General features: G+C 69.0%; 16 protein-coding genes. 11 read left to right on the forward strand and 5 right to left on the reverse strand.

The window, feature by feature from the left end:
* Nucleotides 1-10: 10 nt before the first annotated feature.
* Entirely contained in the window at nt 11-1,090 is a 1,080-nt protein-coding gene (locus ABZ195_RS09500; protein WP_355216958.1) for a potassium channel family protein, read from the forward strand.
* Between the two features lie 101 nt (nt 1,091-1,191).
* Entirely contained in the window at nt 1,192-2,139 is a 948-nt protein-coding gene (gene nudC, locus ABZ195_RS09505; protein WP_355217074.1) for an NAD(+) diphosphatase, read from the forward strand.
* A gap of 43 nt (nt 2,140-2,182) precedes the next feature.
* On the opposite strand, the gene ABZ195_RS09510 is transcribed toward nudC, so the two are convergent.
* On the reverse strand, nt 2,183-2,434 hold the full coding sequence (locus ABZ195_RS09510) for a mycoredoxin (protein WP_355216960.1): 252 nt from the start codon (nt 2,432-2,434) through the stop codon (nt 2,183-2,185).
* A 106-nt stretch (nt 2,435-2,540) separates the two neighbouring features.
* On the opposite strand from ABZ195_RS09510, the gene ABZ195_RS09515 reads away from it, so the two are divergent.
* The 3 genes from ABZ195_RS09515 to ABZ195_RS09525 all read left to right on the forward strand — a co-directional run bounded on the left by ABZ195_RS09515 (nt 2,541) and on the right by ABZ195_RS09525 (nt 5,399).
* Nucleotides 2,541-4,673, forward strand: a complete 2,133-nt coding sequence (locus tag ABZ195_RS09515) for an ATP-dependent DNA helicase UvrD2 (RefSeq protein ID WP_355216962.1) — start codon at nt 2,541-2,543, stop codon at nt 4,671-4,673.
* A gap of 101 nt (nt 4,674-4,774) precedes the next feature.
* A complete protein-coding gene (locus tag ABZ195_RS09520; protein WP_355216964.1) occupies nt 4,775-4,963 on the forward strand; it encodes a hypothetical protein in 189 nt (62 codons plus the stop codon).
* Between the two features lie 145 nt (nt 4,964-5,108).
* A complete protein-coding gene (locus ABZ195_RS09525; protein WP_355216966.1) occupies nt 5,109-5,399 on the forward strand; it encodes a WhiB family transcriptional regulator in 291 nt (96 codons plus the stop codon).
* A 37-nt stretch (nt 5,400-5,436) separates the two neighbouring features.
* Here the strand turns inward: ABZ195_RS09525 and ABZ195_RS09530 are convergent, their stop codons facing one another.
* Nucleotides 5,437-6,780: an AarF/UbiB family protein gene (locus ABZ195_RS09530; protein ID WP_355216968.1), complete on the reverse strand. Its 1,344-nt coding sequence runs from the start codon at nt 6,778-6,780 to the stop codon at nt 5,437-5,439.
* A gap of 39 nt (nt 6,781-6,819) precedes the next feature.
* On the reverse strand, nt 6,820-8,019 hold the full coding sequence (locus tag ABZ195_RS09535; protein ID WP_355216970.1) for a GTP-binding protein: 1,200 nt from the start codon (nt 8,017-8,019) through the stop codon (nt 6,820-6,822).
* A 95-nt stretch (nt 8,020-8,114) separates the two neighbouring features.
* Here ABZ195_RS09535 and rpmB point away from each other — a divergent pair, with 95 nt between their 5' ends.
* From rpmB to ABZ195_RS09550, 3 genes are read left to right on the forward strand one after another with little or no spacing between them, the layout of a single operon-like run.
* Nucleotides 8,115-8,354 carry a 50S ribosomal protein L28 gene (gene rpmB / locus ABZ195_RS09540; protein WP_355216971.1) on the forward strand — a complete coding sequence of 80 codons (240 nt, stop codon included), beginning with the start codon at nt 8,115-8,117 and terminating at the stop codon, nt 8,352-8,354.
* Nucleotides 8,351-8,695: a hypothetical protein gene (locus ABZ195_RS09545; protein ID WP_355216972.1), complete on the forward strand. Its 345-nt coding sequence runs from the start codon at nt 8,351-8,353 to the stop codon at nt 8,693-8,695. Before rpmB ends, ABZ195_RS09545 begins: the two co-directional genes overlap by 4 nt.
* Nucleotides 8,676-9,083 (forward strand): hypothetical protein, encoded by a 408-nt coding sequence (locus ABZ195_RS09550; RefSeq protein ID WP_355216973.1) that lies wholly within the window; start codon nt 8,676-8,678, stop codon nt 9,081-9,083. The genes ABZ195_RS09545 and ABZ195_RS09550 overlap by 20 nt, the downstream gene beginning before the upstream one ends.
* Here ABZ195_RS09550 and ABZ195_RS09555 read toward each other — a convergent pair.
* Both ABZ195_RS09555 and ABZ195_RS09560 read right to left on the reverse strand, forming a co-directional pair.
* A complete protein-coding gene (locus ABZ195_RS09555) occupies nt 9,062-9,913 on the reverse strand; it encodes a cyclodehydratase (RefSeq protein ID WP_355216975.1) in 852 nt (283 codons plus the stop codon). The genes ABZ195_RS09550 and ABZ195_RS09555 overlap by 22 nt on opposite strands.
* A gap of 35 nt (nt 9,914-9,948) precedes the next feature.
* A complete protein-coding gene (locus ABZ195_RS09560; protein WP_355216977.1) occupies nt 9,949-11,319 on the reverse strand; it encodes a zinc-dependent metalloprotease in 1,371 nt (456 codons plus the stop codon).
* A 103-nt stretch (nt 11,320-11,422) separates the two neighbouring features.
* Between ABZ195_RS09560 and ABZ195_RS09565 the strand changes: the two genes are divergently transcribed.
* The 3 genes from ABZ195_RS09565 to ABZ195_RS09575 all read left to right on the forward strand — a co-directional run bounded on the left by ABZ195_RS09565 (nt 11,423) and on the right by ABZ195_RS09575 (nt 19,031).
* Nucleotides 11,423-12,445, forward strand: a complete 1,023-nt coding sequence (locus ABZ195_RS09565) for a PDZ domain-containing protein (RefSeq protein ID WP_355217076.1) — start codon at nt 11,423-11,425, stop codon at nt 12,443-12,445.
* 109 nt (nt 12,446-12,554) lie between these two features.
* Nucleotides 12,555-15,560 carry a UPF0182 family protein gene (locus ABZ195_RS09570; protein WP_355216979.1) on the forward strand — a complete coding sequence of 1,002 codons (3,006 nt, stop codon included), beginning with the start codon at nt 12,555-12,557 and terminating at the stop codon, nt 15,558-15,560.
* 18 nt (nt 15,561-15,578) lie between these two features.
* Nucleotides 15,579-19,031 (forward strand): BTAD domain-containing putative transcriptional regulator, encoded by a 3,453-nt coding sequence (locus ABZ195_RS09575; RefSeq protein WP_355216981.1) that lies wholly within the window; start codon nt 15,579-15,581, stop codon nt 19,029-19,031.
* Nucleotides 19,032-19,124 lie beyond the last annotated feature (93 nt).

Consider the following 19,124-nt stretch of genomic DNA (forward strand, 5'->3'; position numbering starts at 1 on the left):
ACGGGCCCTCGTGGCCAAGGGTAGGTTGCGGCGCCGGATGGAGGCGCTCGATCAGACGTTGACCACCCAGCCCGACCACGCTCTGGTCGGGACGCTGCGGATCCCCGAGCAGCCGGTGAGCCCGGCCCGCAAGATCGCGATGCGGGTGGTCTACGCGCTGGGGGCGCTGTTCGCCGCGGTGCTCATCGTCTACCTGGACCGAGACGGCTACCGCGACGTGCAGGACAACGAGCTGTCGTTCCTGGATTGCCTGTACTACGCCACGGTCTCACTGTCGACGACCGGCTACGGCGACATCACGCCGTTCACGCCGTCGGCCCGGTTGATCAACGTTCTGGTGATCACGCCGCTGCGCGTGGCCTTCCTGATCGTGCTGATCGGTACGACCGTGGAAACCCTGACGGAGGCCTCGCGTCAGACCCTCAAGATTCAGCAATGGAGGAGAAGAGTGCGCGACCACATCGTCGTCATCGGGTACGGCACGAAGGGCAAGACCGCCGTGTCGGCCATGATCGGCGACGGAGCCAAGAGCGGTGAGATCGTGATCGTGGACACCGATCGCGCGGCGCTGGACCGCGCCGACCGCGCCGGGTTGGTGACGGTGCACGGCGACGCCAACCGCGCCGACGTGCTGCGGCTCGCCGGTGCGCAGCACGCCAAGGCGATCGTCGTCGCCACCAACAGCGACCCGACCGCCGTTCTGGTCACCCTGACCGCGCGGGAACTCGCCCCGACGGCGAAGATCATCGCCTCCATCCGAGAGTCGGAGAACCAGCATCTGCTGCTGCAGTCGGGCGCCAACTCGGTGGTGGTGTCCTCGGAGACCGCCGGCCGGCTGCTCGGCATGGCGGCCAACACCCCGACCGTCGTGGAGCTCATCGAGGATCTGCTCACGCCCGACGCCGGCTTCGCGATCGCCGAGCGAGACGTGACGACCAAGGAGGTGGGCGGCTCCGCGCGACACCTGCCCGACATCGTGCTCGGGGTGGTCCGCGAGGGCAGCCTGGTGCGCGTGGATGCCCCCGAGGCCGATGCGATGGAGCTCGGCGACCGGCTGCTCTACATCCGCAACGCGGACGTCGACCGGTGACCGGCGGGCAGGAGCGTAGCGACCGGGGGATTGGTACCGGCGGGCAGGAGCGTAGCGACCGGGGGATTGGTACCGGCGGGCAGGAGCGTAGCGACCGGGGGATTGGTACCGGCGGGCAGGAGCGCAGCGGGTTCTCGTTGCGCAACGTCCCGTTGCTGTCGCGGGTCGGCCTCGACCGCGCCGACGAACTGCGCGCCGACGCCGAGGCCGCGTCGGCCGGGTGGGGCGAGGCGCTGCTGCTGAAGGTGGACCGTCGCAACCAGGTGCTGATCTCCAGTGGCAGCGTGGTTCTGGGCAGCGCCGCGAAGCATTCGCCGACGCCCGACGAGCACGCGGTGTTTCTCGGCCGGATGCCCGACGGCAGGCACGTCTGGGCGGTGCGCGGGGCGTTGGACGGACCGGAGGACCCTCATGCCGAATCGGAGGTGCTGGACCTGCGCCGTGCCGGTGCCATCTTCGACGACGCGAGCTCGCAGCTGGTCGCCACCGCCACGGCACTGCTCAACTGGCACGACAGCGCCCGCTTCAGCGCCGCCGACGGGTCGCCGACCAAGAGTCACAAGGCGGGCTGGGCGAGGGTGGACCCGGTCACCGGCCGCGAGGAATTCCCCCGCATGGACCCGGCCGTCATCTGCTTGATCCACGACGGTCACGACCGTGCGGTGCTGGCGCGTCAGACGGTGTGGCCCGAGCGGCTCTTCTCGTTGATCGCGGGCTTCGTCGAGGCGGGCGAGTCGTTCGAGTCCTGCGTGGTGCGCGAGGTGGCCGAGGAGATCGGTCTGAGCGTGACGGACGTGACCTACCTGGGAAGTCAGCCGTGGCCGTTCCCGCGGTCGTTGATGGTCGGGTTCCACGCGATCGGCGATCCGGAGCAGGAGTTCGTCTTCAGCGACGGCGAGATCGCCGAGGCGGGCTGGTTCACCCGCTCGGAAGTCCAAGCGGCACTGGCCGACGGCGACTGGAGCAGCGAGTCGTCGTCACGGCTGCTGTTGCCGGGGTCGATCTCGATTGCCCGGGAGATCATCGAATCGTGGGCGTTCAGCCCGTAATCGGAGCCGTTCACCCCCTAGCAGGAGCCGTTCGCAGGCTGACTCAGCCGGCGAGCTTGGCCTGAACCTGCTTGAGGCTGGGGTTGGTCAACGTCGAGCCGTCGGCGAACTTCACCGTGGGGACGACGTGATTGCCGTTGTTGACCGAGCCGACGAATTCGGCGGCGCTGGGTTCGGCTTCGATGTCGACTTCGGTGTAGCCGATGCCCGCCGACTTCAGGGCGGTCTTGAGTCGTGCGCAGTAGCCGCACCACGTCGTCGAGTACATGGTCAGCTGCGAGTCTTTACCTGTCATAGCGTCTTCAACGTTACGGAAGCACCGTTCGATCCACCAACCTGGGCGGTGCCACACGGGGGCGTCGGAGCGGCGCGTGTCACCCGTGCCTGACAGGATGGAGGTCATGCCGTCCCAGGCTTCCGAGGCCGCCTCCACCCTTCTCGATCGTCTGATCGAGGACCTCGACGACGAACAGCGCGAGGCGGTCCAGGCACCCCGCGGTCCGGTCTGCGTGCTGGCCGGTGCGGGCACGGGCAAGACGCGCACGATCACCCGTCGCATCGCCTATCTCGTCGCAGCCGGTCACGTGGCGCCCGGTCAGGTGCTCGCGGTGACGTTCACCTCGAGAGCCGCCGGCGAGATGCGCGGCCGGTTGCGGTCCCTCGACGAGAAGGGCGCCGACGGCGTCGGCACCGGGGCTGTTCAGGCGATGACGTTTCATGCCGCGGCCCGGCGCCAGCTGCAGTACTTCTGGCCGAGGGTGGTCGGTGACACCGGGTGGCAATTGCTCGACAGCAAGTTCGGCGTGGTCGCCCAGGCGGCGAACCGGGCGTCGATTCAGGCCAGCACCGACGACGTCCGCGATCTGGCGGGTGAGATCGAGTGGGCCAAGTCGTCGTTGATCAGCCCGGAGGCCTATCCGGCGGCGGTGGCGAAGGTCAGCCGGGACATCCCGCTGGACGCCGCCAAGGTCGCCAAGGTCTACGCCGGGTACGAGGCCATGAAGGCGCGCAATGACGATGTCCTGCTCCTCGACTTCGACGACCTGCTGCTGCACACCGCCGCCGCCATCGAGAACGACGCGGCCGTGGCGCAGGAGTTCCGCGACCGGTATCGCTGCTTCGTCGTCGACGAGTACCAGGACGTCACGCCGTTGCAGCAGCGGGTGCTCAACGCCTGGCTCGGCGACCGGGACGATCTCACGGTCGTCGGTGACGCCAATCAGACCATCTACTCGTTCACCGGCGCGACGCCCGGTTACCTGCTCGACTTCTCCCGTCGCTTTCCCGAGGCCGCGGTGGTGCGCCTCGAGCGCGACTACCGGTCCACCCCTCAGGTGGTGTCGCTGGCCAACCGGGTCATCTCGATGGCACGCGGTCGCATGGCTGGCAGCAAGTTGCACCTGATCGGCCAGCGTGATCCGGGGCCGACGCCGACGTTCGGCGAGCACCCCGACGAGGTCGCCGAGGCCACCGCAGTCGCCAAGGACATCAAGAAACTCATCCGCGAGGGCACCGCCCCCGCCGAGATCGCGGTGCTGTACCGCATCAACGCGCAGTCGGAGGTCTACGAAGAGGCCCTGACCGCGGCCGGGGTGGCGTTCCAGGTGCGCGGCGGGGAGGGCTTCTTCAGCCGCCAAGAGATCCGGCAGGCGCTCGCGGCGCTGCAGCGGGCGGCCGAACGCGTCGACGCGGTGGGCGCGGACCTGCCGCCGGTGATCCGCGAACTGCTGGAGCCCTTGGGCTTGACCGCCGAGGAACCGCAGGGCGTACGGGCCCGCGAGCGGTGGGAGGCGTTGACCGCGCTGGTCGAACTCGTCGAGGAGGAGGTGGCGCTGCGGCCGTCGCTGGACACCCGGTCGCTGCTGGCCGAGTTGCGGCAGCGTGCCGACGCTCGGCACCCGCCGGTGGTGCAGGGCGTGACGTTGGCGTCTCTGCACGCGGCCAAGGGCTTGGAGTGGGACGCGGTGTTCCTGGTCGGGTTGGCCGACGGCACGCTGCCCATCTCCCATGCCCTGGCCCGCGGGGCCGACAGCGAGCAGGTCGAGGAGGAGCGACGCCTGCTCTACGTCGGAATCACCAGAGCGCGTGTGCATTTGGCGTTGAGTTGGGCGCTGGCGCGAACTCCCGGCGGAAGGCAGGGTCGGCGTCCGTCGCGGTTCCTCAACGGCGTCGGCCCGCAGGCCTCGTCGGACGACGGTCCGAGCAAGCCGCGGCGTCAGCGGGGCGCCGCCCCACGCTGCCGCGTGTGCAACGGCGCGTTGAGCTCATCGGCGTCGATCATGTTGCGCCGGTGCGAGACCTGTCCGTCCGATCTCGACGAGGACCTGCTCGCCCAGCTCAAGGAGTGGCGGCTCGAGACGTCCAAGGAGATGAAGGTGCCCGCCTACGTCGTGTTCACCGACAACACGCTCGTCGCGATCGCCGAGACGCTGCCCGTCGACGAGGCTGCGCTGGTCGCCATTCCCGGCATCGGCGCCCGCAAGCTCGAGCAGTTCGGTCCCGACGTCCTCGCGTTGGTCAAGGGCCGCCGATGACGGAGCGAACATGCAGGTCAGAAAATCGCTTGTCCATTTCCGACACGAGCGTTTAGTCTCATAACCGTCTAATCCGGTCGATTCGAGGGGAGGGGAGCAACGTGAACTACACCAAGTACTTCTCCGGCGTAGCCGTCGCCAACGCCGTCGTCACGTCGTCGCCCCTCGCCGTCGCCGGGCTCGCCACGCCGGCAGGGCATCCGATGGTCGCGATGCGTGGCGCCATTCCGGCGTCCAAGCGACGCGCCGCCGCCGCGACTGTCGCGTCCGTGAATCGGGGCACCACCTAGGTACCCACGAAAGCCACATGGCCACGGACCCGACATTCACCGGATCCGTGGCCAGATTGCTTTCGGGGACGACCCGAGCTTCTGGTCTCAGATCCATCAGACGTCACTGACGATCGATTTGAACCAGGAAGAAGGTGATTCGGACATGTCCCCGCAGACATGCCGCGAGAGATCGTTCCCGGCAGTACCGTGCCACGCGAACGACCCGGACCTGTGGTTCGCCGAGAACCCGATGGAGCTGGAGAGGGCCAAGGTGCTGTGCGCCGACTGCCCGATCCGCCGTCAGTGCCTCGCCGAAGCGCTGGAACGTCAAGAGCCGTGGGGCGTTTGGGGCGGTGAGATCATCGACCGCGGCGCGGTGGTGGCTCGCAAGCGGCCGAGAGGCCGCCCGCGCAAGGACGAGAAGGATCCCGTTGCCAACCCGGCGGCCGCGTAGCCGGCGCGAGGCGTTCTGACTCCACGTATTGCTGGGGTCAGGACGTCTCGTCGGCGAAGCCCGGAATGAGTTGCAGGGCAAGCTCCTTGGTGGGAACGTGCGCGTCGAGCTGGCACGAGATGGCCACGACCGAGGCGATGACCCGCATGGGGATGGCGAGGTTGGCCGGCAGGTCCATCGCCCTGGCGGTCCGGATGGCATCGGCCGAGATGTCCATGTTCGCCGCGGCCATCTTCTGTAACCACTTACGGGTGTAGTGGAATTCGTCGACCTGCACGGGTTCGACGTACTGGCGCAGCATTTCGTCGATTTCGCGGGGTGAGACCTGCTCGCCCTTTTGGCCCTTCTGGATGAAGCCGATCTTCTCCATCGTGGGCAGCAGCTTCTCGTAGTCCTTGGCCAGCGCGTAGCGCACCATGAGTCCGAGTTCGACCGGCATGCCGCCGGGCATCGGTGCGACGGCGCCGAAGTCCAGGATCCCCATCTTGTCCCCGGGCAGCAGCATGAAATTGCCGGGGTGGGCGTCGCCGTGCATCATCTCGATGCGCGTCGGGGCGTCGTAGGTCAGCTCGAACAGCCGTGTGCCCATGACGTCGCGCTGGTCGGGCGTGCCGCTGCGGATGATCTGGGCCATCGGGATGCCCTCGATCCATTCCGCGACGACCACCTTGGGGGCGCTGGCGACCACGGCGGGCACGACGAAGTGCGGGTGGTCGCGGTATCCCTTGGCGAAGGCGCGCTGGTTCGAGGCCTCCAGCCGGTAGTCGAGTTCCATCTCGGTACGCTCGATGAGCTCGTCCACCACGCCTTGGACGTCGGCGCCGGGGGACAGTTGGCGAAAGACCGACACCATCCGTCGCATGGTCTTCAGGTCGGCGCGCAGCGCTTCGTCGGCGCCCGGGTACTGAATCTTGACGGCCACGTCGCGACCGTCGGCCCAGACCGCCTTGTGGACCTGGCCGATACTCGCCGACGCGATGGGGGAGTCGTCGAACGAGGCGAAACGGTCCCGCCACTTGGTGCCGAGTTGAGCGTCGAGCACGCGATGCACCTTGGCTGCCGGCAGTGGTGGCGCGTCCTTCTGCAGCTTGGTCAGCGCCTCGCGGTAGGGCTCGCCGAATTGCTCGGGTACCGCCGCCTCCATGACCGAGAGGGCCTGGCCGACCTTCATGGCGCCGCCCTTGAGTTCGCCGAGGACGGTGAAGAGCTGGTTGGCGGCCTTCTCCATCAGCTCGGCGTTGACCTCGTCCTTGGACGAGCCGGTCAGCCGCTTGCCGATGCCCAGCGCCGCCCGGCCGGCGATGCCGACCGGCAAGCTGGCGAGCTTGGCGTTGCGAGCTGCTCGTCCGCGCTTGATGTCTGCCACTCCACCATCATCCACGACGAAGCTGGGGTCGGACCATCGAGCGCGGCTACGTATTCATGACTCCGTGGCCCGCCGGTTGCCCGGGGCGTCGTCGGTCGTGGCGTCGGTGCCGTCCCGGCACGGATCCTGGTGCCGTTCACCGAACGGGTCGGGGTAGCCGCTCCAATCGCCGGGAGCGGCCATCTCGGCGTCGGTCAGCAGCGCTGCCTGAAGCGCCGCGCGAATGGCGTCGGCGTCGGCGCCGCACACAAGGACCGTCATCGACGTATGCCGGTCGCCATGGTCTTCGGACCAGATGAGGCCGGCCAGTGCGCGGCGCTGTGGGTCGACGTAGGCCAGTTCGGACGGGGTCATCGCGACGAGCCAGTCGCCGGCGGAGTCGACGCGCAGGCCGCCGCCGGCGGACTCCAGCCACATCACCTGCCGTGGCCGGGTCGCCACCCAGAGCCGGCCTCGGGCGCGGATCACACCGTCGAGCAGCAGGTCGACCGCGGCGTGGAGTCGCTGCGGATGGAACGGCCGCCGGGCGGAGAACTCGACCAGCGCCACGGCGCCGTCGCAGGCCAACGGCGGTTGCCCGGCGAGTAGTGGGCCGTGCGGTCCGTCGCTGCGACCGCGGCGGGCGTCGGGTTCGAGGTGCGCCAGCGCCATCTCGAGACGGTCGGTGCCGACGGTGATGCGGGCGCGCGGGGCCAGGCGCCTCAACACGGCCAACGTGGTGGCCTCGGGGTGGGTCGGGACGAGGACGTCGGCGAATTCGGCTTGCCCGACGACGACTTGCGCGACGGTCCGTCCGTCGTCGAGCTCGTCGGCACCGAGGGCGTCGGTGAGCCACGCGACGGCATCGACGCACGTGATGACCGCCTCGACGACGACGTCGCGGGCGGCCGGTCCGTCGACGTAGCCGGGGCCGACCCTGACCGCGACGTGGTCGATCGCCCAGCAGATCGGCTCGGGTTCCAGCCACGGCGCCAGGTGCACCACGATGCGGTCGACGTCGTCTCGCCGGTGCAGTCTGCGAAGCAGCACCAGGAGGTCGTTGCGGACGGTGCAGGCGATGCATCCGTGCGCGAGTTCGAGGCCCGCCTCGTGCGTGACGGGGATGCCGTCGACGAGCATCGTCAGGTGGCGCTGCACCACGTGACCGTCGAATCGATGCGCGACGACCAGGGTTCTCGGCCGTTTCATCAGCGTGGTGGTCACGGCCGCGGTGTCACCCTGGCCGGCCGTCAGCAGTACCGGGGTCCTCGACATGGGCCTCCTAGATGAAAATGATTGTCATTAGAGCGCCTCGAACACTACAGTCGCGTGCGACGCTTGTCGAGAATGATTATCAATAAGGAGGCATCGTGTCCGGGCATTGTGAGGTCACCGGTCGAGCACCACGTTTCGGCAACACGGTGTCCCATTCGGGACGTCGCACTCGCCGCCGCTGGTCGCCCAACGTGCAACGCAAGACCTACTACCTGCCCTCGGAAGGGCGACGCATCACGCTGAGGGTGAGCGCGAAGGGCATCAAGGTGATCGACCGGGACGGTATCGAAGCCGTGGTCGCCCGGCTGCGCGCCGCCGAGCGGGGCGCGCGATGAATCCCTTCACCGTCGTGGTGTGTGCGGTGTGCCCGTCCGACGGGAGTTCGGCCACCCTCGAGGCCTTGAGGGCCACGGTTCGCCGCTGCCCGCACGGCATGCTGGTGACCACGGACTGCCTGGTGGGACGGTCTCGGTGCACCGGGCCGGGCGCCGACGCGATCACCGTCGTCGTACAACCCTGTGGGGTCGACCGAAGGCCCGAGGGGCCGGTCCGTCGGCTCGGACCCGTTGGACCTCGGGATGTCCGGGCGGTGTGCCGGTGGCTCGAGGCGGGTGACTGGGATGCGCCGCTGAGCACGTGGTGGGACGCGAGAAGTCATGTCGGCAGCCCCAACTAAGTCGTTCGGCTCCGACCGACTCGACGAGATGATCTGCGGGACGGTCGAACTCAGCGTCCCCCAACGTCGTGGTGTCATCCTCGTCGGAGCCGGCGGACCTGCCGACGTGGGACGGATTCGAGTGTCGAAGGAACGACGGACGATCACGGTGACCCGCGTCGACGGTCTGCCCATGCAGGTCGACGTCGTCGACGACGACGCGTCGAGCACCCGCGTGTTCGACACGCCGATCTTCGCGCTCAGGCTGCTGCGATCGAACGGTCGGTGGTTGGTGGTCGGCAACTCGATTGCGGCCAAACGCGTTTGCGACGTCAAGAGGTTCGCCGACGTCGTCGGTACGTTCGCCGTCGCGAAGCAGGGCAGGGCTCAGCAGGCGCAGCGCGGATGACGTTGCCACCGTCGGCTCGTCGTCGATCCGCTGCGCACGTCGAACTCCAGGGTCGTGTCCAGGGTGGGCGGCGGAACCCCGGCGCGGCTCGCGTCACCTGACTCGCTGACGGCCGTGACGACGCGGTCCACCTGACTCAAGGCCAGCGCCGCGGTGCCCAGGATCGTGGCGCGATCGGCGTTGCCGACGGCGTCCCGAAGTTGGGCGGCCACCGCCGGCCAGGCTGCGTCGCGATCGGTGCGGTAGAGGTCGGCGCAGCCCAGGCAACTGGTCACCCCGGGAATCACCAGAGGGCCGACCAGTCCCGTGCCGTCACGCACGTACACCGGCAGGTGCGGTATCCGGTCCCGATGGAGCTCACGCAGCAGATGCGGATCGGCGACCAGGACGTCGGCGAGCACCACCAGATCCGTCGACGCCGGGATGCCCCCGGAGTGCTTGAGCCTGCTCTGGCTGACGCGCGCACCGGAACACCGCAGCGCGCCGGCCAGCAGGTCCGAGAGTGGACCGCGACCGTGGATGCGGATTCCGGCCGAGCGCCTGCGGGGGGACGTCGGCGAGCTAGGGGTCGCCAGTCCCCGTTCGACCAGAGAGGTGACCAGATCGGTCATCTCGGCGACGTCGGCGATCCCCCGGTCGGCTGCCAGCGCGCACAATTCCCGAGCGGTCGCCCCTCGCTGCATCGCGCGCAAGAGGTCGGCCAGGGCGGCGGCGGACAAGCCGTCGGGCGGCTCGACGAGCATGGCGCGCCGCGGATCCCAGCCCACCTGAACGGCGCCGTCGGGTCTGACGAGCACCGGCATCGCCGGATTGAGCGTGTGGCTCGACATGCGCCGACTCTGCCACGGGACCGCTCAGCGGCAAATCATTTATCCACAGGCCCGGCGTCGGGGCCGTCGGCGTCGAAGTCCTTCTCCAGGTCGGCGATCGCCTGGTCGATTCCGCTGGTGTCGCCGCCGACCACCCGGTCGATGAAACCGGCCGGTTCGTCGAGGTCCTCGGAGCCCGGCAACAGGTCGGGGTGCTGCCACACCGCGTCGCGCGCGTCCGAGCCGACCGCTTGGGTGAGCCGCTCCCACAGCACCGCGGCCTCGCGCAGCTTGCGCGGCCGCAGTTCCAGACCCACCAGCGTGGCGAACGTCTGCTCGGCAGGCCCTCCGGTGGCGCGTCGCCGCCGCAGCGTCTCGCTCAGCGCCACGGTGCCGGGGATGCGGTCACCCAGCGCGTCCGTCACGACGGTCTGCACCCATCCTTCGATCAGGGCGAGCAGTGTCTCGAGACGCTCCAGCGCCGCGATCTGCTCCGGCGTCGACTTCGGCTCGAAGATGCCCTGGTTCAACAGCTGCTCCATGGCCGTCGGGTCCGACAGCGACGCGGGGTTGAAGCCCTGGGCGAAGTCCTCGATGCCGCTCATGTCGACCTTCATGCCGCGGGCGAAGGCTTCGACGGCGTTGAGGAGTTGCGCCGCCAACCACGGCACGTGACTGAACAATCGATGGTGCGCCGCCTCCCGGGCGGCGAGGAACAGCATGATCTCGCTTCGCGGTTGCTCGAGTCCATCGGCCAGCGACTCGATGGCCTCCGGCATCAGCGCGGCCACCCCCTTGGGGCCCAGGGGCAACCCAATGTCGGTGGAGGTCAACACTTCTCGTGACAGCGTGCCGAGAGCCTGGCCGAGCTGCGAACCGAACGCCATGCCGCCCATCTGCGTCATCATCGCCATTAGCGGGCCGGCCATCGCCCTGGCCTCCTCGGGTAGGGCCTGCGCCCACACCGTCGACATCTGCTCGGCGACCGGGTCGCACAACCGTTTCCAGGTCGCCATCGTGTGGTCGACCCAGTCGCTGGGCGTCCACGCCACCGAACTGGTGGTGCCCGCGGGCAGGGGCGTCACGCCGTCGAGCCAGGTGTCGGCCAGCCGGACCGCGTCGGCCACGGCCGCGCTGGTCTGCTCGGGCACCGGTTTGACGAAACCGATGGAGCTCGACGCGAGTTGGCGCGCCAGGTCGTAGTTGACGGGCCCGGACTGGGCGCCGGCCGCCATTGAGTTGCCCGCACCGCTGAACATCTCACCGAGCTTGGAGAAGATCTGCCCGAGGTTGTTCATGTCGAAGTCGCCCCCGCCGAATCCGAAGGGATCCGGCGACCCCGGGTTCGGCTTCTTCTCGTGGTCGTCTCGGTCCGGGTCGTCTCCCTTGCCGCCGGAGGCGGAGAAGCCGAAAGGCTGGTCAGGCATGGCGTCCACGGTACTCACCGGATGCCTCCGGCGGGGGGCCGCGGTCACGCCGAGAGTGAACGGGTCCAGACGGCCCCCTACTGTGGGCACCGTGATGGGTGGTTTGAACCGGCGCATGATGACGCTGGTGGTGGCGTTGGTGCCGATCGTCGCCTTCGGTCTGTTGCTCTCGGCGGTGCAGGTGCCGTTCGTGGGACTCGGACCCGGTCCGACGTTCAACACCCTGGGCGAGGTCGAGGGCAAGCAAGTCGTCGACATCGAGGGCACCAAGGTGCAGCCCACCTCCGGCAACCTGAACATGACGACGGTCAGCCAGAGCGACGGCCTCACCCTCGGCCAGGCGTTGCGGCTGTGGATGTCGGGCACCGAGCAGTTGGTCCCGCGGGATCTGGTGTACCCGCCGGACAAGAGCAAGGACGACATCGACAAGGAGAACACCAGCGACTTCAAGCGGTCCGAGGACAGCGCGGAGTACGCCGCCCTGGGCTATCTGAAGTACCCGCGGGCCGTCACCGTCCAGACTGTGTCGGACCCGGGCCCGTCGGTCGGCAAGCTGCAGGACGGCGACGCCATCGACATGGTGAACGACAAGCCGGTGGCCAACCTCGAGGAGTTCACCGCAGTACTCAAGGCCACCAAGCCCGGCGACCAGCTGGTGGTCGACTACCGCCGCAAGGGTGGTGACATCGGCACCGCGACGATCACGCTGGGCAAGAACGGGGACCGCGACTACGGGTTCCTCGGCGTCGGGGTGGTCGACGCGCCGTGGGCGCCGTTCACCATCGACTTCAACCTCGCCAACATCGGCGGCCCCTCGGCCGGGCTGATGTTCAGCCTCGCCGTCGTGGACAAGCTGACCACCGGTGACCTCAACGACGGCAAGTTCGTCGCCGGCACCGGCACCATCAGCGTCGACGGCAAGGTGGGCCCGATCGGCGGCATCACCCACAAGATCTACGCGGCGAAGGAAGCCGGGGCGACGGTGTTCCTGGTGCCGGCCGAGAACTGCGACGAGGCCAACACGGCCGACGAAGACGGCCTCAAGCTGATCAAGGTGGACGACCTGAGCGGCGCCATCGACGCATTGAAGACCTATTCGGCTGGTGGCGAAGCGCCGCATTGCTGAGAGGGCGCCTCGGAGGGCATGAGCGCAGCGACCCGGGAACGTCCCCGGTGCGAATGCGTAGAGTTATGGCACGCCGAACCGCGGCGTGATGACCGACTGGAGTTGACGAGTGGGGATGCGGCCTGCGGCGCGAATGCCGAAGCTGACTCGACGTAGCCGGATTCTGATCGGGTTCGCCCTTGCGGTGGTGTTACTGCTGCTGATCGGCCCGCGCTTCATCGACACCTACGTCGACTGGCTCTGGTTCGGCGAGCTCGGATACCGGTCGGTGTTCACCACCACCCTGGTGACCCGGCTGATCGTCTTCCTGGTGACGGCGCTGCTCATCGGCGGCGTGGTGTTCGCCGGAATGGCGCTGGCCTACCGCAACCGTCCGGTCTTCGTGCCCACCGTGGGGCCCAACGACCCCGTCGCCCGCTACCGCACCTCGGTCATGGCGCGGCTGCGCCTCTTCGGCATCGGTTTGCCGTTGTTCATCGGCCTGCTCGCCGGACTGGTCGGACAGACCTACTGGGTTCAGGTGCAGTTGTTCCTGCACGGCGGCGACTTCGGCGTCACCGACCCGCAGTTCGGCATGGACCTCGGGTTCTATGCCTTCGACCTGCCGTTCTACCGGCTGGTGCTGAACTTCCTGTTCGTCGCGACGTTCCTCGCCCTGGTGGCGAATCTGCTGGGGCACTACCTGTTCGGCGGTATCCGCCTGGCCGGGCGCACCGGTGCGCTGAGCCGCTCCGCCCGCATCCAACTCGTCACCCTGGTGGGCACGCTGGTGCTGCTGAAGGCCTTCGCCTACTGGCTGGACCGCTACGAGCTGCTGAGCCACACCCGTGGCGGCAAGCCGTTCACCGGTGCCGGCTACACCGACATCAACGCGGTGCTGCCCGCCAAGCTGATCCTGCTCGCGATCGCCGTGATCTGTGCGATCGCGGTGTTCTCCGCCGTCGTCTTGCGCGATCTGCGCATTCCGGCCATCGGCGTGGTGCTGTTGCTGCTGAGCTCGCTGATCGTCGGGGCGGGCTGGCCGCTGATCGTCGAGCAGTTCAGCGTCAAACCCAATGCCGCGCAAAAGGAAAGCGAATACATCAGTCGCAGCATCACCGCGACCCGGCAGGCCTACGGGCTCACCGACCAGAACGTCACCTACCGCGACTACAGCGGTGACGCGGCGACTACCGCCCAACAGGTGGCGTCGGACCGGGCGACGACGTCGAACATCCGCCTCCTCGACCCGACCATCGTCAGCCCGGCGTTCACACAGTTCCAGCAGGGCAAGAACTTCTACTCCTTCCCGGATCAGCTCTCCATCGACCGGTACGACTCCAATGGCAACCTGCGGGACTACGTCGTCGCGGCCCGCGAACTGAACCCCGACCGGTTGATCGAGAACCAGCGCGACTGGATCAACCGGCACACCGTCTACACCCACGGCAACGGCTTCATCGCCTCGCCGGCCAACACCGTCCGCGGCGTTGCCAACGATCCCAACCAGAATGGTGGCTACCCCGAGTTCCTGGCCAGCGTCGTCGGTGCCAACGGCAGCGTCGTCTCGCCGGGACCGGCCCCGCTGGATCAGCCGCGCATCTACTACGGTCCCGTCATCGCCGACACGGCCGAGGACTATGCGATCGTCGGCCGAAACGGCACCGACCGCGAGTACGACTACGAGACCAACACCGACACGAAGAACTACACCTACGCCGGCAGCGGCGGTGTGCCGGTGGGCAACTGGTTTGCGCGCAGCGTGTTCGCCGCGAAGTACGCCGAGCGGAACTTCTTGTTCTCCAACGTGATCGGCGAGAACAGCAAGATCCTCTTCAACCGGGATCCGGCGCAGCGCGTCGAGGCCGTCGCCCCGTGGCTGACCACCGACACCAGCGTGTATCCCGCCATCGTCAACAAGCGGATGGTGTGGATCGTCGACGGCTACACCACCCTCGACAACTACCCGTACTCGGAGTTGACGTCGCTGTCCTCGGCGACCGCCGACTCCAACGAGGTCGCACTCAACCGGCTGGCCCTCGACAAGCAGGTGTCCTACATCCGCAACTCGGTCAAGGCCACCGTCGACGCGTACGACGGCACCGTCACGCTGTATGCCCAGGACGAGTCCGATCCGGTGCTCAAGGCATGGGAGTCGGTGTTCCCCGGCACGGTCAAGCCGAAGTCGGACATCTCGCCGGAGTTGCAGCAGCACCTGCGCTACCCCGAGGACCTGTTCAAGGTCCAGCGGGCACTGCTGGCGAAGTACCACGTCAACGATCCCGTGACGTTCTTCTCCACGTCGGACTTCTGGGACGTGCCGCTCGACCCGAACCCGACGGCCAGCAGTTTTCAGCCGCCGTACTACATCGTGGCCAAGGACATCGCGTCCAACGACAGTTCGGCGTCGTTCCAGTTGACGAGCGCGATGAACAGGTTCCGCCGTGACTTCCTGGCGGCCTACATCAGCGCGAGTTCGGATCCGTCGACGTACGGCAAGATCACGGTGTTGACCATTCCCGGTCAGGTCAACGGGCCGAAGCTGGCGTTCAACGCGATCAGCACCGACACCGCGGTCAGCCAGGACCTCGGCGTCATCGGGCGCGACAACCAGAACCGCATCCGCTGGGGCAACCTGCTGACGTTGCCCGTGGCCCAGGGCGGTCTGCTCTACGTCGCACCGGTCTACGCCTCGCCGGGGGCCAGTGACGCGGCGTCGTCGTACCCGCGCTTGATCCGCGTGGCGATGATGTACAACGACAAGGTCGGTTACGGCCCCACGGTCAGCGACGCACTCGACGAGTTGTTCGGTGCGGGTGCCGGGGCGACGGCGACGGGTCCCGCCCCGACGCTGCTGCCCAATGGCCAGGCGCCGGCCGCGGCCAACCCGCAACCGGGTCAGCCGCCGGCGCAGCCACCGGCGAACCAGCAGGGTCAGGCTCCCGAGGTGCCGGTTCCGGTGGCCGTCCCCGGTGGACCGACTCAGCTGTCGGCGGCGAAGTCCGCGGCGCTGCAAGGGGTTCAGACCGCTCTGGACGCCATGCAGTCGGCTCAGCAGAGCGGCAACTTCGCCCAGTACGGCCAGGCTCTCCAGAACCTGGACGACGCCATGGCCAAGTACCGCGAGGCGAAGTAGCCCTCTAGGTCTCCTCCGGTGCGGTATCACTTGCTCGGACCACTGGAGGTCGTCCGCGCGGACTCCGGGGTCCGGGTCGACGTCGGCCCGCTCAAGCAGCGCGCCGTGCTGGCCATGCTGTTGCTGGCCCGGGGTCGCGTCGTCTCGGTCGACCGTCTGACCGATGCCCTGTGGGGTGACGACGTACCGGCCAGCGCGACGGCCAGTCTGCAGGCGTACGTGTCCAACCTGCGTCGCGCGCTTCGCGGCGGCGCGGGCGCGACGGACGCGGCCCGGATGGCGGGGGCCTCGCCGATCGTCCGGCAGGCACCCGGTTACTACCTCTCCGTCGCCCCGGATGCCGTGGACCTGACGGTCTTCACCTCGGCGGTCGGCCGCGCGGCGGCGGCGGTCGAGTCGCACGACTGGGCCGCCGCTCTCGAGCACGCCGATAGCGCGACGTCGGTGTGGCGCGGGCCGTTCCTGGAGGACCTGCGGGACCTACCGTGGGTCGCGGCGGAGGCCTCCTCGGCCGAGGAGATGCGGCGGGATTGCCTCGACTACCGCATCACCGCGCTGCTGGCCTTGGGTCGGGTGCCCCTTGCGGTGTCGGCGGCCGCCGAGCTGAGTGCGGTCGACCCGCTGTCGGACCGCGCGTGCTGGTTGCACGTCGTGTCGCTATACCGAGCCGGCCGTACCTCGGATGCGTTGGAGGCCTTCGCCCGTCATGCCCGCCGCCTCGACGTCGAGCTAGGGCTGCAGCCCGGCCCGGAGCTGCGCGACCTGCAGACCGCAGTCTTGCGGCAGGCGCCGGAACTTGCGGCCTGGCCGCGCCAGCCCGGGTGGACCGGCGCCGTCGAGGTGGTCACGCCCGCGGTCACCGGTACGGTGATGGCTGAGCCCGCCGAGCCGTCGACGCACGGAGTGCTGGTGGGGCGGGAACGCGAATTGGCAACGGCCACCGAGCTTCTCGCCGACGTCTCGCGCGGTGCCACCCGGTGGCTGGTGCTGTCCGGACCGCCTGGAATCGGCAAGACGCGGCTGGCCGAAGAGGTGACGGCGCACGTCGCCGAGGGTGGTGGTCGCGTCGTGTGGATCACCTGTCCCGACGAGTCGGCCACACCTCCGTGGTGGCCCATGCGCCAGTTGGTGCGCTCGCTCGGAGCCGACGCCGACGAGGTGCTCCGCGTGCCGGAGCATGCGGACCCGGACACGGCTAGATTCCATGTCTACGAACGCATTCAGAGCGTGCTGGAGTCGGCGTCCGACGTGCGGGCCGTCGTCGTCGACGACGTGCAATGGGCGGATTCGGCGTCGACGAGTTGTCTTGCCTATGTGGCGAGTTCACTGCGCGCCCACCCCGTCGCCGTCGTGCTCACCGTCCGTGACGGTGACCACTCGCCGGAATTGCGGCGGCTGCTGGGCACCGTCGCCCGCGGCGCGCAGAACCGCCACGTCGAGGTGCCCGCGCTGGCGTCGCAGGACGTGGCGGCGCTGGCCAACCAGGTCGCCGCCGAGGCCGTCGGCGACGCCGAGGCGGCCACGCTCGCCGAGCGGACCGGCGGCAACCCGTTCTTCGTCTGCGAGTACGCCCGCCTCCCGCGAGAGGAGCGCCTTGGCAACGAGATTCCCGTCGCGGTGAAGTCGGTGCTGGACAGGCGCTTCGCCGGCTTGGACCCGGCCGTGCTGGACACGCTGCGCACCGCGGCGGTAGTGGGGGACGACGTCGACGTCACGGTACTGGCGAAGGCCACGCGGCTCGACGTCGACGCCCTGGCCGATCACCTCGACGAGGCGGCCGACGAACGCATCGTGGTGCCGTCCCACAGTGGCGACGGCTACGCCTTCGCCCACGGGTTGCTGCGCGACCGACTGGTCGCGAGCATGCCCGACCTTCGGCGGCGACGTCAGCACGCCAGGATCGCCGAGGTGTTGGCCGACGGGGTGGGCGCCGACGCGCTGACCCGGCGCGCGCTGCACCTCGTCGCGGCTCAGCCCTTGGTGGAGCCCGACGTCGTCGTCGAGGCGTGCCGCCGGGCGGCCGAGGAGGCGACCGAGCGGTGGAGCTCCGACATCGCCGCGACGTGGTGGCAGGCCGCACTGGACGCCTTCGACCGGCTGCCCGTCACGGCGCGTGACGAGGGCGAGCGCGACGCACTGGTGGTGGCGATGCTCGAGGCCCACTCCCGTGCCGGCAGAGGACGATTGGTGCTGACCACGGTGCAGCGGTATCTGTCGGAAGCGCTTCGGGCGGAGCGCACGACGACGGCGGGTCTGGTGGCCAGCGCGCTGCTGCGCGCCAGCGGCGCGTGGCCATGGCTCGCGCCCGGGGAGGATCCGGGCGAGTTGCTCACCGTGCTGGAGGATGCGGTGGAGGTCGCCGACCGAGACGCCGGTGCCGGCGCGCGCGTCCTGGCCGCGCTGGCGGTGGGGCACTGCTACGACCCCGATCCCGGGGTACCGGCGGCGCACTTGGACCGGGCCGAGCGGTTGGCCCGCTCGACCGGTGACCCCGACATCCTGGCCGACGTGCTGACGGGCCGCTTGATCACCTACTCCGGGGTGGCGACGGCCAGCGAACGGATCCTCGGCTGGACTGAGGAGCTGAATGCTCTGCGGCACAGTCGATCCCGGGAGGATCGCGTCATCTCCAATTCGGTGTGCACGATGGCGGAGATGAATCTCGGCGACGTCGCCGCCGCGGCGCGCCGACTGGCGGTCGGCATCGAGGGCAGCGAGTCGCTCGTCTTGCCGGTCATGCGGGCCCAGTTGCGATGGATGGAGGCGGTGCTGGCCGTCTGGCGCGGCGACTTCGCCGAAGCCGAGCGGCACCACGGCATCGCGGCCCACGTCCACGAGCAGACCGAATTATACGGCGCCGGAAGTGGTTTGATGGCCACGGTGTCGCTGCTGCGGGAGACGGGCGGCGAAATCGACCCGCGGTGGCTGGCGATGGCGGCCAGTCCGGAGACCGGCGGGCAGAACATGGCCGATCTGGTGAGAACCGTGGTGCTGAGCATCGCCGACGGGCCGGAGGTCCCCGCAGCGGCGGAGGCGTTGCTCTCGGCGTGGCTCGCAGATCGGGCGCGGCCGCACGTGTGGACCACGCTGGGCCACCTGGTGCTCCTCGCCCACCTCGCCGCCGACGGCGGGCTGGTGCGCTACGCCGGAGTGCTACTGGAGGAGCTGGGTCCCTTCGATGACCGGATCGCGGTGATCGGCCAGATCGGGGTGGTGGGGCCGGTGGCCCTGGCCATGGCTCGGCTGCACCTGCTCGCCGGTGATCGCGAACGGGCCCACACCGAGCTGGCGCGGGCGCGCGCCGTCGCCGAACGGACGGGTGCGACACCGACGCTGGTGAGATGCGCGCTGCTGGCGGCGGAGTTGAGTGACTCCGAGCAGGAGCGGCACGAGCTGGCGGCCGCGGTAGCCGCCGACGCCCGCAGCCTCGGAATGCGCGGCGTCGAAGCCGCCGCACTAGCGCTGGCCTGAGCGCGGTTGGCCGGTTCTTGGAGTCGGCCGTCCAAGAATCGTCCAAGCGCTACGGGTGATCCTTCCGGCGAACGTCACGACCGCCGAAAGGAT

The organism is Mycobacterium sp. NPDC006124, assembly GCF_040614235.1.
Taxonomy (GTDB): domain Bacteria; phylum Actinomycetota; class Actinomycetes; order Mycobacteriales; family Mycobacteriaceae; genus Mycobacterium.